General features: G+C 58.9%; 12 protein-coding genes. 10 read left to right on the top strand and 2 right to left on the bottom strand.

From position 1 onward, the window contains the following. Positions 1-14: 14 nt before the first annotated feature. On the bottom strand, positions 15-1,046 hold the full coding sequence (locus QZ571_RS13555) for a substrate-binding domain-containing protein (RefSeq protein ID WP_295535801.1): 1,032 nt from the start codon (positions 1,044-1,046) through the stop codon (positions 15-17). A gap of 258 nt (positions 1,047-1,304) precedes the next feature. On the opposite strand from QZ571_RS13555, the gene QZ571_RS13550 reads away from it, so the two are divergent. The 10 genes from QZ571_RS13550 to hflX all read left to right on the top strand — a co-directional run bounded on the left by QZ571_RS13550 (position 1,305) and on the right by hflX (position 14,034). After that, entirely contained in the window at positions 1,305-2,669 is a 1,365-nt protein-coding gene (locus QZ571_RS13550) for an ABC transporter substrate-binding protein (protein WP_295535798.1), read from the top strand. Positions 2,670-2,736: 67 nt separating this feature from the next. Next, a complete protein-coding gene (locus QZ571_RS13545; protein WP_295535795.1) occupies positions 2,737-3,714 on the top strand; it encodes a carbohydrate ABC transporter permease in 978 nt (325 codons plus the stop codon). Further along, on the top strand, positions 3,714-4,871 hold the full coding sequence (locus tag QZ571_RS13540) for a carbohydrate ABC transporter permease (RefSeq protein ID WP_295535792.1): 1,158 nt from the start codon (positions 3,714-3,716) through the stop codon (positions 4,869-4,871). Before QZ571_RS13545 ends, QZ571_RS13540 begins: the two co-directional genes overlap by 1 nt. After that, the gene (locus QZ571_RS13535; protein ID WP_295535790.1) at positions 4,871-6,502 is read left to right on the top strand and encodes an alpha-amylase family glycosyl hydrolase; all 1,632 of its coding nucleotides are present in this window, start codon (positions 4,871-4,873) and stop codon (positions 6,500-6,502) included. The genes QZ571_RS13540 and QZ571_RS13535 overlap by 1 nt, the downstream gene beginning before the upstream one ends. Positions 6,503-6,521: 19 nt before the next feature. After that, positions 6,522-7,610 carry a sn-glycerol-3-phosphate ABC transporter ATP-binding protein UgpC gene (ugpC, locus tag QZ571_RS13530; RefSeq protein WP_295535788.1) on the top strand — a complete coding sequence of 363 codons (1,089 nt, stop codon included), beginning with the start codon at positions 6,522-6,524 and terminating at the stop codon, positions 7,608-7,610. An 86-nt stretch (positions 7,611-7,696) separates the two neighbouring features. Beyond that, entirely contained in the window at positions 7,697-9,238 is a 1,542-nt protein-coding gene (locus tag QZ571_RS13525) for a trimethylamine methyltransferase family protein (protein WP_295535863.1), read from the top strand. A gap of 223 nt (positions 9,239-9,461) precedes the next feature. After that, positions 9,462-10,838 carry a Trk system potassium transporter TrkA gene (gene trkA / locus QZ571_RS13520; protein WP_295535786.1) on the top strand — a complete coding sequence of 459 codons (1,377 nt, stop codon included), beginning with the start codon at positions 9,462-9,464 and terminating at the stop codon, positions 10,836-10,838. Next, positions 10,838-12,361, top strand: a complete 1,524-nt coding sequence (locus QZ571_RS13515; RefSeq protein ID WP_295535783.1) for a potassium transporter TrkG — start codon at positions 10,838-10,840, stop codon at positions 12,359-12,361. Before trkA ends, QZ571_RS13515 begins: the two co-directional genes overlap by 1 nt. A gap of 141 nt (positions 12,362-12,502) precedes the next feature. Continuing rightward, positions 12,503-12,736, top strand: a complete 234-nt coding sequence (gene hfq / locus QZ571_RS13510) for an RNA chaperone Hfq (protein ID WP_275811718.1) — start codon at positions 12,503-12,505, stop codon at positions 12,734-12,736. 11 nt (positions 12,737-12,747) lie between these two features. After that, complete coding sequence (gene hflX / locus QZ571_RS13505; RefSeq protein ID WP_295535775.1) at positions 12,748-14,034, top strand: GTPase HflX; 1,287 nt, start codon at positions 12,748-12,750, stop codon at positions 14,032-14,034. A 60-nt stretch (positions 14,035-14,094) separates the two neighbouring features. Here the strand turns inward: hflX and QZ571_RS13500 are convergent, their stop codons facing one another. After that, entirely contained in the window at positions 14,095-14,817 is a 723-nt protein-coding gene (locus QZ571_RS13500; RefSeq protein WP_295535772.1) for a PAS domain-containing protein, read from the bottom strand. Between the last annotated feature and the right edge of the window lie 84 nt (positions 14,818-14,901).

The following is a 14,901-nucleotide window of genomic DNA, read 5'->3' as shown; positions in this document are numbered from 1 at the left end:
CTTAAACCTTTGTCTTAACGAGAGGGGGCGGGCCCCGTGGATTGTCCGAGCACCAGAACTGTCTCCATCAACTCAGATATGGGTTGGCGATTGCCGCTGTCGATCTGTGCAATCAACATCGTCGCACAGCGCCGTCCGGCCTCGCGCACCGAAGACCGCGTAGCAGTAAAGATCGGCTCTTGCGCGGTGCCGTTTTTCAAATAGCCCAACTCGTCATCATGGGTCACGATTGACACATCGCGCCCCATCACCAACCCCGCCTCTTCGACGGCGCGTCGGGTGCCCATCGCCGACAACAGCGAGGCGGTCAGAAACGCGGTCGGGGGATTGGGAAGCGCCAGCATCGCGCGGGCATGATCATGGCCCTGCGCCTCGGTCATCTCGCCCTCGGTGATCAACTGCGCATCGATCGGAATGTCGCGGCTTTCCAGCGCGCGCTCATAGCCGCGCCTGCGTCTGCGGGCGAAATCCATATCGGAAATGCCGTTGATCAAGGCGATCCTTTGATGCCCCAGATCAAGCAGGAAATTCGTTGCCCGCTCAAACGCGCGCACATTGTTCACATCGACCCAGCTATAAGAGGTTTCGATGCCGCTGATCCGCCCATGCAGCACATAGGGCAGGCCAAGCGATTGCAGCATCGTGACGCGGTGATCATTGACACGCGGGGCGTGGATCAGCACGCCATCGACATTGCCCTTGGAGCGCAACTCGCCATAGGCACGTGCCTCTTCGTCATCGGGCACGATGGTCAACACCATGTCGTATCCTTTGCGCGCATAGACCTCGCCAGCGCCCGCGATGAAATCGGCAAAAACCGGGTTCACAATTTCGTGGCGATCCGAAATCGGGATGATATGGCCGATAGCCATCGCACGCCCGGTTGCCAAGCGTTTGGCCTGTGTATTTGGGTGATAATTGGCCGCTTTTGCAGCAGCGCTGACGCGTGCACGCGTGGTCTCGGATACCTCGGGGTAGCCGTTGAGTGCGCGACTCACCGTTGTGGGCGAAAGCCCCAATTTTTGTGCCAGTGTCTTGAGATTCATCGCCCCAAACCGCTTTGGATATCAACGACGTTAGAGGCGCTTGGCACGGGCGTCAATGCTGTGCGTGCAGCAACGTAATTTCTGCGTCGCAGCATTTGGTGTCGTGCAATTGTAGGGGAAATAAAGCAAATTTGATTTCGCCTATCGCCGCTTGGATTGACAAGCGCAACGGGCTCTGAAACGGTTTGAAGGTCCAAAGCGCTTTGGTCCAATGGCGAGTCGTCTCGGTCGTGAAGCGCCACATACTGGGAGGAATTCATGATCAAACATCTGATGCTTGGCATCGCGGCGCTTGCGCTTAGCTCGGGGCTCGCCTCGGCGCAGGACCTTATGTTCAAGCCGGGCGATCAGCCCAATCGCTTTGATTGGCAAAGCTATGACCAATTCGCCAAGGACACCGATCTGAGCGGGCAAACGCTGACGCTCACCGGCCCTTGGACGGGCAATGACAAAAAGCTATTCGAAAGTGTGCTGGCCTATTTTGAGGCCGCGACCGGGGCCAAGGTGAATTACTCCGGCTCAGAAAGCTTTGAGCAAGATATCGTGATCGCCGCCAAGGCGGGCACGCCCCCCAATATCGCGGTCTTTCCGCAGCCCGGTCTGGCGGCCGATCTGGCCAAGCAAGGCTACCTGACCCCGATGCCCAAAGGCACCGGCGCTTGGATCAAAGACAATTACGCCGCCGGTCAAAGCTGGGAAGATTTGTCGACCTATATGGGCAAGGATGGTCAGAAACAAACCTACACCTTCCCGTTTAAGGCCGATCTGAAATCGCTGGTCTGGTATGTGCCCGAAAATTTCAAGGAAGCGGGCTATAAAGTGCCCGAGACCATGGAAGAGTTGCAGGCGCTGACCAAGAAGATCGTCGCAGATGGCGGCACGCCTTGGTGTATCGGTCTGGGATCAGGTGCGGCCACGGGTTGGCCGGCAACCGACTGGGTCGAGGACTTTATGCTGCGCACCCAGCCCCCCGAGGTCTATGATGGCTGGGTCAAGAACACTGTGAAGTTCAACGACCCTCGCGTCGTCGACGCGATTAAGGATTACGGCTGGTTTGCCAAAACCAAGGGCTATGCCCAAGGTGGCGAACAGGCCGTTGCCACCACCGACTTCCGCGACAGCCCCAAAGGTCTGTTTGATTTCCCGCCCAAATGCTACATGCACAAGCAGGCCAGCTTTATCCCGACCTTCTTCCCCGATGGCACGCAAGTGGGTAAGGATGTGAACTTCTTCTACTTCCCCGCCTATGCAAGCAAAGATCTGGGCAAGCCGGTTCTGGGCGCAGGCACGTTGTTTGGGATTACCAAAGACAGCCCGGCCGCCGAGGCTTTTGTGAAGTTCCTCGAAACGCCGATCGCGTCTGAAATCTGGATGGCGCAATCGGGCTTCCTGACACCGCTCAAAAGCGTAAATCCTGCGGCATTCGCCAATGACGTTCAGCGCAATATGAACAAGATCTTGTTGGATGCGACCACCTTCCGCTTTGACGGGTCTGACCAGATGCCCGGCGAAATCGGCACCGATGCGTTCTGGAAAAACATGGTTGCTTACACCACCGGCGATGAAACCGCCGAGCAAGCCGCCGATGCCATCCAAAAGCGCTGGGACAGCATCGAGAAATAAGCCAAGCGCGCCTCCGGGGTTTTGCAGTCCGGGGGCGTCTTCTTAAACGGTTTCGGGGGAGTGCCGGATGTCGCCGATCTTGCAAGGGTTGATCACGATCGTGCTGGGGGTAGGGGGCTGTGTGGCCTATTTCTACACCTCGAACCTGATCCTCGACAAAGTTATCTTCCCGCCAAAGGGGGCCAATCCGGGGCGCAATATCAACCGCGCAAATATGGTACGCCCGTGGCTTTTCATGTTGCCTGCCATTCTGGCCCTGGGGACCTATCTGGCCTATCCGGTTGTGGGCTCGTTCTGGCGGTCGTTGTTTAATCGCGATGGCTCGCAATTCATCGGCCTAGGCAATTACGAAAAACTCGCGGTCGACGACACGTTTCGCCAAGCGGTACTGAACAACTTCCTTTGGGTGCTGTTCGTGCCTGCGCTGGCGACGTTTTTCGGGCTGATGGCGGCGCAGCTGACAGATCGGCTGAAATGGGGGAATTTCGCGAAATCCCTGATTTTCATGCCAATGGCGATCAGCTTCGTTGGTGCCTCGCTGATCTGGAAATTCGTTTACGCCAACAATCCCACGATCGGTATGATCAATGCGGTGCGCGATTATTTCCACCTAATCCCGGTCGATCCGCTGCAAATTCCGTTTTGGAACAACTTCTTCCTGATGGTGATCCTGATCTGGATTCAGACCGGCTTTGCGATGGTGATCTTGTCGGGCGCGCTGCGTGGCATTCCCGAGGAGACGGTTGAAGCAGCGGTGCTGGACGGGGCCAATTCCTTCCAGTTGTTTTTCAAGATCAAAGTGCCCCAGATCATGTCCACGATCATCGTGGTCTGGACGACGATCACGATCCTTGTGCTCAAGGTGTTTGACATCGTCTACGCCACGACGGGGGGCAATTTCGGCACGCAGATCCTGCCCAGTTACATGATGCAATATATGTTCCGCGATGACGGGCGCGCGACGGCGGTGGCCTTTGTCATCATGATCATCGTGCTGCCGGTGATGATCTGGAACATCGTTCAAGCCCGCAAGGAGTTGCGCTGATGGCCGCTATCGCTGGACAGAAATCGCGCCTGACTTGGGCGGTGAATATCTCGGTTGTGATCATGGTCGTGGCGTGGCTGATCCCGACGGTGGGGTTGTTGGTCTCGTCGTTTCGCACCACCGATCAAATCAGCCAATCGGGTTGGTGGGACGCGGCGTTCCCGGTGGAAAAGGCGTTTCGTGACCGTATTCCGGGCGATGGCGAAACGCAGGCGGATGGCAAATATGTGCTGACGGGCGATCTGCTGACCAATGGGCAAAACGCAGCCGATCTGAAACCAGGCACGGTGATCAAGGCTTTTGGCACCTCGGGCATCAAGCCCAGCAAATACAAGGCCGGAGAGACCGCCGATCTGGGCGATGGCGGCACGTTGGTTGTGAACAAAGACGGCAGCTACACCGCCACCAGCACGACCAGTTTTGAGGGCAGCGGCCCAAGGGTCTATTTTGTGGCCGATATGCCGCCCGCCTTCACGCTTTCGAATTACAAAGAGGTCCTGTTTTCCGACGGTATGGGGCAGGCGTTCATGAACACGCTGACGGTCACGATTCCGGCCACGATCATCCCAATCCTGGTGGCGGCGTTTGCGGCTTATGCCTTGGCGTGGATGGAGTTTCCCGGGCGTGGCTTGCTGATTGCGGCCGTGGTCGGGTTGCTGGTCGTGCCGCTACAACTGGCGCTGGTGCCGCTGCTGCGTCTGCATCAGGATATCGGGATTGGCCAAAGCTTCCTTGGGATATGGCTGGCCCATACCGGGTTTGGTCTGCCACTCGCGATCTATTTGTTGCGCAACTACATGGTCGGCCTGCCGCGCGATATTATCGAGAGCGCCAAGGTCGATGGTGCGACCGATTTCCAGATATTCATGAAGATTGTGCTGCCTTTGTCATTCCCGGCGCTCGCTTCTTTTGCAATCTTTCAGTTTCTCTGGGTTTGGAACGACCTTTTGGTGGCCAAGGTGTTTTTACCAGCCAATGACGGGTCCAAAGTGATGACCGTGAAGATCGCCGATGATCTGCTGGGGTCGCGCGGAGGGGATTGGGGCATTCTGGCCGCAGCCGCCTTCGTGTCGATCGCCGTGCCGCTCTTGGTGTTCTTCTCGATGCAACGATATCTTGTGCGGGGCCTGTTGGCAGGCTCGGTGAAAGGCGGCTGATGAATTCCCTATCTAAAAATGACGACTGGTGGCGCGGAGCGGTGATCTACCAGATCTATCCGCGCAGCTTTCAAGACAGCAATGGCGACGGTGTGGGCGATCTGCTGGGCATCGTACGCCGGCTGCCCCATGTGGCCAGCCTCGGGGCGGATGCGATCTGGATTTCGCCCTTCTTCACCTCGCCGATGAAAGATTTCGGCTATGACGTCAGCGATTATTGCGACGTCGATCCGATGTTTGGCAATCTGGCCGATTTCGATCAGGTGATTGCGATGGCGCATGCTTTGGGCTTGAAAGTGTTGATCGATCTGGTGCTGAGCCACACGTCTGATCAGCACCCTTGGTTCAAGGAAAGCCGTGTCAGCCGCGACAATCCGAAATCGGATTGGTATGTCTGGGCCGATCCCAAACCCGATGGCACGCCGCCCAACAACTGGCTGTCGATCTTTGGCGGGTCAGGCTGGCAATGGGATGCGCGGCGCGAGCAATATTACATGCACAACTTCCTTGTGTCGCAACCCGATCTGAACTTTCACAATCCAGAAGTGCAGCAGGAATTGCTCAATGTGGCGCAGTTCTGGCTAGAGCGCGGCGTGGATGGGTTCCGTCTTGATACGATCAACTTCTACATGCATGATGATCAACTGCGCGACAATCCGCCCCTGCCAATCGCAGAGCGCAACGATCAGACCGCACCCAAGGTGAACCCCTACAATCACCAGCGCCATATCTATGACAAGAACAATCCCGAGAACCTGCGCTTTCTGCGCAAGCTGCGCACGCTGATGAACAATTACAACGCCGCCGCGGTGGGCGAGGTGGGCGACAGTCAGCGCGGGCTTGAGATCTTGGGTGAATACACCTCGGGCGATGACAAGATGCAGATGTCTTACGCGTTCGAGCTGCTGTCGGGGCATGAGCCGCTCAAGGCGCAGTTCTTATACGATCTGTTTTCCAAGGTGGAAAAGGTCGCCGCGGATGGCTGGGTCTGCTGGGCCTATTCCAACCATGACGTGGAACGCCACATCACCCGCTGGGATCTCTCGCCTGCGGCTGCGCGCCTTTATACAACGCTGATGATGTGCATCAAAGGCTCGATCTGTCTCTATCAGGGCGAGGAGCTGGGGCTGCCCGAAGCAGAGCTGACCTTTGAGGATCTGCAAGACCCGTATGGCAAGGAATTCTGGCCCGAGTTCAAGGGCCGCGATGGCTGTCGTACACCCATGGTCTGGGAGCGCGACGGCGCGCATGGCGGGTTTTCACCCGTGCGGCCTTGGCTGCCCGTGCCCTCGCAGCATTTCAACCTTGCCGCCGATCAGGCGGAACACGATCCGGCCTCGCTGCTGCATCATTATCGCCGCGCCATCGCGTTTCGGCGCAACCATCAGGTGCTGCGCGACGGAAGCCTTGAAGACATGTATGTCTCGGGCGATCTGCTGGTGTTCACGCGCAAAAACGCGAATGAGACGATCCTATGTTATTTCAATCTGTCCGATCAGCCGGTGACTGCCGCCGTGCCGCCGGGCAACTGGGTTACGGTCGGGGGAGAGCTGGGCTCGATCCGTCCGATGAGCGATCACACGCTGCATCTGGGTCCGTGGCAGCCAAGCATCCTGCATCTCGATACATGAGGGGCAGAGGGGGAAAAGTATGGCCGATCTGAAACTGGAAAATGTCTCGAAATCCTATGGCGAGGTGAGCGTCCTCAAGGACATCAATCTCGACATTCAATCGGGCGAGTTGATCGTGTTTGTCGGGCCCTCGGGCTGCGGTAAATCCACCCTGTTGCGCATGATCGCGGGGCTGGAAAAGATCACCGGCGGGTCACTCGATATCGACGGGGTGCGCGTGAACGATGTGCCCCCCGCCAATCGCGGCATCGCGATGGTGTTCCAATCCTATGCGCTTTATCCGCATATGACGGTGCGCGATAACATGGCGTTTGCGCTCAAAATTGCTAAGCAAAGCAAAGAGGAGATCGATACCGCCGTCGAGAAGGCGGCCAAGATGCTGCAGCTGACCGACTATCTCGACCGTTTGCCCAAGGCGCTTTCGGGCGGGCAGCGTCAGCGGGTTGCGATTGGCCGTGCTATTGTGCGCGATCCCAAGGTGTTCCTGTTTGACGAGCCGCTTTCGAACCTCGATGCCGCCTTGCGCGTGGCCACAAGGATCGAGATCGCGCAGCTCAAGGAATCCATGCCCGACCGCACGATGATCTACGTCACCCACGATCAGGTCGAGGCGATGACATTGGCGACCCGGATCGTGGTGCTCGCCAATAAAGGCATCGCGCAGGTCGGCTCTCCGCTGGACCTCTATGAACGCCCCGAAAACGAGTTCGTCGCGCAGTTTATCGGCAGCCCGGCCATGAACCTGATCCCCGGCAAGATCACCGCGACGGGGGCACGCACCGAGGTGACGCTGGAAAACGGGGTCAAGGCCTATTCCGCAGTGCCCACGCAAGAGGGCGATCTGGGCCGCGAGGTCAATATCGGCGTGCGTCCCGAAGATTTCAAACCGGGTGGAGAGCAGGATTGCTGCTTTACCGGCAAGGTCGCGATCACCGAAAAACTGGGTGAGGTGACGCTTTTGTATTTCGAACCGCAAAGCGGGCGAGATGCGGTGATTGCCAAGCTGCCCGGTATCCATAACGGGCTGCGCGCCAGCACGGTCACGCTGGCCGCTGATCCCGAAAAGATCCATCTCTTCGCGGACGGGCGGTCGCTTCTTTACCGTTGATGTCGCAAGCAGGCCATGCCGAACCGCGCGCCCCGGCTAGTTTCAGGGGAAAGCAACGGGCGGAGGCAAGCATGGCCGATTCGGATTTGGGTGAACGTACGGCTCGGCGCGCACGCGGCGGTGGTGGGGCTGCACGGCGTGCTGAACGCACCGCGGTGCGGGTGGAGTTTTCCCGCTACATCACGCGCAACATCCCCGATCTCGAAATCCTCAACGAAGAGGCCTTGCAGATCATCGAGGCCAATGCCGAAACGGTTCTCGAAGAGATCGGCGTCAATTTCGTCGAAAATCCCTCCGCTCTGGCGCTGTGGCGTGAAGCCGGGGCCGATATCGACGGCGAGCGCGTGCGCATTCCGCGCGGGCTGGCGCGCAAGCTCTGTGCCACTGCGCCCAGCCAGTTCACCCAACACGCCCGCAACCCCGAGCGCAATGTCGAGATCGGCGGGCGCAACCTCGTGCTGGCCCCGGTTTATGGCCCCCCCTTCGTGCGCGACAGCGCGGGCGGGCGGCGCTACGCCACGATCGCTGATTTCCGCAATTTCGTGAAACTCGGGCAAATGTCAAAATGGCTGCATCACTCGGGCGGCACAGTCTGCGAACCCACCGATGTTGCGGTGAACAAGCGCCATCTCGACATGCTGCACGCCCATATGACGCTAAGCGACAAGCCCTATATGGGCTCGGTCACGGAACCCTCGCGCGCCGCCGACAGCGTCGAGATGTCAAAAATTCTCTTTGGCGATCAATTCGTTGATGAGCATGCGGTGATGACCTCGCTGATCAATATCAACTCGCCCCTGACCTTTGATTCCACGATGATGGGCGCGCTGGAGATTTATGCGCGCGCGGGTCAGGCCTGCATCATCTCGCCCTTTATCGTGGGGGGGGCGATGGCGCCGGTCTCGGTTGCGGGCACGCTGACTCAGGTGCTCGCCGAGGTGCTGGCAGGCGTAGCCTATAGCCAGCTGATCCGTCCCGGCGCGCCAGTGATTTTCGGCGCCTTCGTGACCTCAATCGATATGAATTCCGGCGCGCCGACCTTTGGTACACCCGAGGCTGCGCAAATCACGTTGGGCGCAGGACAACTCGCGCGCCGTCTTGGGCTGCCTTACCGCTCGGCGGGCGGGTTTACCGGCTCGAAACTGCCCGATGCGCAGGCCGCCTATGAAAGTGCGAATACGCTAAATACCGGGCTTCTCTCGGGGGTGAATTTCATGCTGCATGCCTGCGGCTGGCTTGAAGGCGGGCTGGTGGCATCCTACGAGAAATTCGTGATGGACTCCGATCAGCTTGGCTATCTGCACAACCTCGCCGCCGGCATCGATATGAGCGAAAATGGTCAGGCGATGGACGCACTGCGCGAAATCGGTCCGGGCGGGCATTTTCTGGGCTGTGAACACACTCAAGCCAATTACAAAGATGCGTTCTGGCGCACCAACCTGCTCGATTATCGCCCATTCGAGACATGGGACGAGCAAGGCGCGCCTGACACGATGGCGCTGGCCGAAAAGCGCGTTGCCAAGCTGTTAGCCGACTACCAGCCCCCCGCGTTGGACCCAGCTATTGCAGAGGCGCTTGACGCCTATGTGGCACAGAAGAAAGCCGCCGTGCCCGACGCGTTTTTATGAACGGTTAAGGGGGGCGCTGCCCCTCTTTGCTGCGCAAATTCACCCCGGGATATTTCGATCAAGAGGAAGCAGGCCGCCTTGGTCTTCCTCTTGACTTAAATATCCCCGCCGGAGGCAAGTTTGGGTGCACTTGGCGCAAGGTCCGAGTTTGACGCGCTTCCTGTTTGACCCTGTGGCCAAAGGCAGCCTAGATAGGGGCCAGTGAGCGGCGCGGAGAAGACGCATGAAAGTTATCATCTGCGGGGCGGGTCAGGTTGGCTGGCAGATCGCGCGCCATCTTGCGGGCGAGCGCAACGATGTGACGGTGGTTGATTCCAATCCCGATCTGGTGCGCCGTGCGGCGGATACGCTGGATGTTCAGGGCGTAGTGGGCTTTGCCTCGCATCCCGATGTGCTGGAACGCGCGGGCGCGCGCGATTGCGATCTGATGATTGCCGCGACCCATTCCGATGAGGTGAATATGGTGACCTGTCAGGTTGCCATGTCGGTCTTTGGCATCACCCGCAAGATCGCGCGCATTCGGGCGCAGGCCTATCTTGCGCCGCAATATTCCGATCTTTATCGGCGCGATCACCTGCCCATTGACGTCGTGATCAGCCCCGAACGCGAGGTCGCGGACGCCGCGTTGCAGCGTCTTGCCGCGCCCTCGACCTTTGATACCGAAAGCTTTCTGGATTCCCAATTGCAGCTTTTGGGGATTGATCTGGATGTCGATTGTCCGGTGCTGGAAACGCCACTGCGTCAGTTGACTGATCTGTTTTCGACGCTGCGCGCGCTGGTCGTGGGGATACGTCGCGAGGGGCGGTTGTTCGCGCCAGAGCCGGGCGATCAGTTGTTTGCGGGCGATCAGATCTATGTGTTCTCCCATATCGAGGACACGTCGCGCACGCTTGATATCTTTGGCAAATCCACGCGCAAACAAGAGCGTATAGTGATCATTGGCGGGGGCAATGTCGGGCTGGGCGTGGCGCGCGCGTTGGAGGCTCGAACCGACCGGGTACGCGCCAAGATCATCGAGGCCAACCGCGAGCGCGCCGAGCAGGCTGCCGATGCTCTGGATCGCACGATTGTTCTCAATGGCGACGGGATGAGTTCGGAATTGCTTGAAGAGGCCAATATCGCCAATGCCGATGCAGTGCTTGCGGTGACCGATGACGACAAGACCAACATTCTCGTTTCGGTGCGCGCCAAGCAGGCGGGCTGCAAAATGGCGATTTGTTTGATCAATGATCCCACGCTGGCGCCGTTGCTGAATGCGCTGGATATCGACGCCTATATCAACCCGCGCGCCACCACCGTGTCCTCGATCCTGCGCCATATTCGCCACGGGCGTGTGCGCGCGATCTATTCGATTGGCGATGCCGAGGCCGAGGTGATCGAGGCGCAGGTCATGGGCACCTCGCCGATGTCGGGGCGTATGGTGCGCGACATTGATTTCCCCGAGGGCGTGCTGATCGGGATGATCCGCAAGGGAGATACGCTGATCAAACCCTCAGGCAACACCCGCGTTGATGAGGGCGATATCGTAGTGCTGTTTGCGCTGAGCGCGGATGTCCCGGAGGTGGAGCGCCTGTTGCAGGTCTCCATCGATTTCTTCTGATGAAACGTGTGCTCAAGGGCTTGCCGGTGCCGATCCAGCTGATGCTGGTTTCGTCCTTGGCGATGTTTTTGCCCGCTACCCACGCGCTGATCACCCATCATCACGAGATCTCGCGGTCATTCTTTTATTCCGGGGTGTTGTTCTTGTTTGTGTCGGTGCTGGTGGCGCTGGCCAATGCCGCCAATACCCGCCCGCGCCGGTCTGGCCGAGCAAGCCTTTTAAGCATGCTCGCGGTGTTTCTGATCTTGCCGATGATGCTGGCCATACCGTTTGATCAATCGCTGCCCGACACCAGTTTTTTCAATAGCTGGTGGGAGATGGTGTCCTCGCTCACCACCACCGGGGGCACGCTTTACGACCCCGCGCGCCTGCCCGGATCGCTGCATCTGTGGCGTGGTTTGGTGGCCTGGATGGGCGGGTTTTACATGCTCGTGATGGCGATTGCGGTGCTTGCGCCGATGCGGCTGGGTGGGTTTGAGGTGTTCTTTTCGGGCGGCCCGTCAGGTGCGCCAAGTGCGAACGCCCCAGCAGCCGATGGCGGCGCACAAACAGGCGATCGTATCGCCCATTACGCCACCCGGATCGCCCCGGCCTATGTCGGGCTGACGGGGCTGTTATGGCTGGGATTGTTGATGGCAGGCGATCCGCCCCTTGTGGGGTTGATTCACGCGATGTCCACGCTGTCGACCTCGGGGATTTCGCCCGTGGGGGGGATGTCGGGCAGTTCGTCCGGGTTGCCAGGCGAGATGCTGATCTTTCTGTTTTTCATCCCCGCGCTGTCGCGCCGCCTTTGGCCCGGCGGTGGCGAATTGCGCGCCTCGGACAAGATTCGCAACGATCCCGAATTGCGACTGGCAGCCTTTCTGGTAGTGATCGTGCCGCTATTTCTGTTTCTGCGCCATTGGCTGGCCGCGCTTGAGGTCAAGATGCCGGCCAATTTTGGCGCGATCTTTCGCTCGATCTGGGGCAGCCTGTTTACCTCGCTCTCCTTCCTGACCACGACGGGGTTTGAATCCACCGCGTGGCATGATGCGCGCGATTGGTCAGGGCTGGGCACGCCGGGGCTGATTTTGGCGGGGCTGGCGATCATTGGAGGTGGGGTGGCGACCACGGCAGGGGGCGTGCGTCTGTTGCGCGTTTATGCACTGCTGCGTCACGGCGAACGTGAACTCGACAAGCTGATCTACCCGACCTCGGTGGCGGGGGGCGGTGCGATGGCGCGCAAGCTGCGTCGCGACGGGGCCTATATCAGCTGGATTTTCTTCATGCTGTTTGCGATTTCGATTGCGGTCGTGATGATGCTGGTCTCGCTGTTCGGACTATCCTTTGAACCTGCAACGATCCTGAGCATCGCGGCGCTGTCCAATACCGGGCCGCTGGCGCAAATTGCCGCTGATATTCCGCTTAGCTGGGCGACGCTGAGCGAGCCTGTCAAAGCGGTGTTTGCGCTCGCAATGGTGCTGGGTCGACTAGAGACATTGGCGATTATCGCGCTGTTCAACCCCGAGTTTTGGCGCGGTTGATCGGAAAGAAATTGCGCAAAATCCGCTCATTCTCCTAACAATATGTTTTTTGGGCTGGAATCTTTGGCTCAGCACTGCATATTTTAGGACGAGCAGGTCAACGGGGCTGCTGCATGCGCGACAATAATAAGGGCAAGAACAATGGCTGGCGATAAACAGAACCTTCAGGACGCGTTTCTTAACCACGTCCGCAAGACCAAAGTGCCTGTGACGATCTTTCTGATCAATGGGGTAAAACTGCAGGGTGTGATCACCTGGTTTGACAATTTTTGCGTACTTTTGCGTCGCGATGGTCAATCGCAGCTTGTCTATAAGCATGCCATTTCCACGATCATGCCGGGTCAACCGATCTCGCTCTATGAAGGCGAAGACTGAGTGCGCCGCAATTGAGCGATCTACATTCCTCTGAACGCGCGCCCACGCGCGCTTTCGTCCTCCATCCCGACATCCCGTCGCGAGAGGGGCCTCGTCATTTGCCGAAATTTGCGCTCGCCGAGGCGGTGTCTTTGGCGCATGCGTTGCCCGGTCTTGAGGTGATCGGCGGGCAGATCGTGCGCCTGCCCAAACCCCATCCGGGCCATCTGTTTGGCACCGGCAAAATGGCCGAGCTGAAAGCGCAGCTTGAGGCAGATGAAATTGAGTTGGTGCTGGTCGACGGACCGGTCTCGCCGGTGCAGCAGCGCAATCTGGAGAAGGAATGGGGCGTCAAGCTGCTTGATCGCACCGGGCTGATTCTCGAAATCTTTGCTGATCGCGCGCGCACCCGTGAGGGCGTTTTGCAGGTGGAACTGGCCGCGCTTAGCTATCAGCGTACGCGTCTGGTGCGCGCCTGGACCCACCTGGAACGCCAGCGCGGCGGGCTTGGCTTTGTCGGTGGTCCCGGCGAAACCCAGATCGAGGCGGACAGGCGTGCGATTGATGATCAGATGGTGCGTCTGCGCAGGCAATTGGCGCGCGTTGTGAAAACCCGCGAGCTGCACCGGGCCGCGCGCCGTAAGATCCCGTTCCCGATTGTCGCACTGGTGGGCTATACCAATGCGGGCAAATCGACGCTGTTCAACACCGTGACCGGGGCGGATGTTCTGGCCAAGGACATGCTGTTTGCCACGCTCGATCCGACGATGCGCGGCCTGACACTGCCTTCGGGGCGCAAGGTGATTATGTCGGATACGGTGGGGTTTATTTCCGATTTGCCCCATGAACTGGTCGCGGCCTTTCGCGCCACGCTCGAAGAGGTGCTCGAGGCAGATCTGATCTTGCATGTGCGCGACATCGCCCATCCCGAAACCGAGGAACAGGCAGCCGATGTAAACGACATTCTGGCCACGTTGGGCGTGGATGAGGATGTTGTCGCATTGGAGGTCTGGAACAAGATCGACGCGCTCGAGCCCGATCAACGCGCGGCTCTGCAAGTGCAAGCCAGCCGTGAGCCCGAGATTGAGGCGATTTCGGCGCTGACCGGGGCAGGGCTTGATGACCTGCTGAGTGCAATTGACAGCCGTTTGGCGGAAGAAAAGCTGTTTGAGACCTTGGATCTGACCTTTGAACAGGGGCGCAAACACGCGTGGCTGCATGAACAGAACGTGGTGCGCGCCGAGCGTCAGACAAAAACCGGCTGGCGCTGTGATGTCGAATGGAGCGCTGAGCAGCGAAATCGTTTTCGCGCGCTTTAACAAGTGCTTGCTGGGCGTAGTTCAACGCAGTGCGGCTTGATCCTGCATCCTTTCAGAGGGTCAGTTCGGCTCGCGCACGATGCGAAACATCGCGCGCCGCTCATCTGGTGTCATCTCGGCAAGATGCTCGCGCGGTGATTTGGGCGCGCTGACGTTTTGCATTGGGCTCTTGCCAAAGGGCGTTTGGGTTTCCGAGAATCCCTGCAAATTGGGGCGCAACGGGGCCGGGGTTTCGGTGGCGGGTTGCGCTTGGATCTCGATCTTCGTCATGCGCACACCGGTAACCTCAAAACGACGCGGCGTGCGGCCAATTTCGCCTTCTGCCACGAAACAACCCAGGGCCCGGCTGACATCGCCGAAATCCGAGGTCAGCGGCAAAATCAGCAAACGCGCCATCATCTCGGGCTTGCCGATGCTGGTCTCGGCGCATAGCTCAACCTCGGCAATCGCGGGATCGGAAAAGACAGCTTCGGTGATCTTGGCAATCTGCTTGCGCCCCTCGGGGGCAAACAGCGCACTGAGTGGCATGCCGCGCACCTCCATGCCCATCAAATCGTTCAGATGCATCCCGGCGAGGCGAAACCGCCCCATGCCCGGCGCCACGCGTTCCAGAACAAACGAGAACTCCAGCGCGCGCTCAATGCCACGGGGGTTGACCTCAGAGCGCGGCGGCACCGCGCGCCCTTTGCGCAGCGCTTCCCAATAGGCGCGCAACTCATTGCTGACCCGACGCCCTGTTCCAGAACCTATAGTAATCACTCTACTATCGCTGTCGTTTTCCATATCATACCTGCCATTGCGAGCGCGTATCGGCGGTGTCATCATAACACGATATTGCCGTTTTGCTGTTATCTGAACCGTCCCGTT

The sequence above is a fragment of the uncultured Thioclava sp. genome (assembly GCF_913064665.1).
In the GTDB taxonomy this organism is placed as follows: Bacteria; Pseudomonadota; Alphaproteobacteria; order Rhodobacterales; family Rhodobacteraceae; genus Thioclava; species Thioclava arctica.
This window is presented reverse-complemented; position numbering and strand designations above follow the sequence as displayed.

Bases quoted from the DNA above. Each gene is read 5' to 3' on its own strand.
- QZ571_RS13555 (WP_295535801.1), bottom strand. From the start codon at position 1,046: ATGAATCTCAAGACACTGGCACAAAAATTGGGGCTTTCGCCCACAACG.
- QZ571_RS13550 (WP_295535798.1), top strand. From the start codon at position 1,305: ATGATCAAACATCTGATGCTTGGCATCGCGGCGCTTGCGCTTAGCTCG.
- QZ571_RS13545 (WP_295535795.1), top strand. From the start codon at position 2,737: ATGTCGCCGATCTTGCAAGGGTTGATCACGATCGTGCTGGGGGTAGGG.
- QZ571_RS13540 (WP_295535792.1), top strand. From the start codon at position 3,714: ATGGCCGCTATCGCTGGACAGAAATCGCGCCTGACTTGGGCGGTGAAT.
- QZ571_RS13535 (WP_295535790.1), top strand. From the start codon at position 4,871: ATGAATTCCCTATCTAAAAATGACGACTGGTGGCGCGGAGCGGTGATC.
- ugpC (WP_295535788.1), top strand. From the start codon at position 6,522: ATGGCCGATCTGAAACTGGAAAATGTCTCGAAATCCTATGGCGAGGTG.
- trkA (WP_295535786.1), top strand. From the start codon at position 9,462: ATGAAAGTTATCATCTGCGGGGCGGGTCAGGTTGGCTGGCAGATCGCG.
- QZ571_RS13515 (WP_295535783.1), top strand. From the start codon at position 10,838: ATGAAACGTGTGCTCAAGGGCTTGCCGGTGCCGATCCAGCTGATGCTG.
- hfq (WP_275811718.1), top strand. From the start codon at position 12,503: ATGGCTGGCGATAAACAGAACCTTCAGGACGCGTTTCTTAACCACGTC.
- QZ571_RS13500 (WP_295535772.1), bottom strand. From the start codon at position 14,817: ATGGAAAACGACAGCGATAGTAGAGTGATTACTATAGGTTCTGGAACA.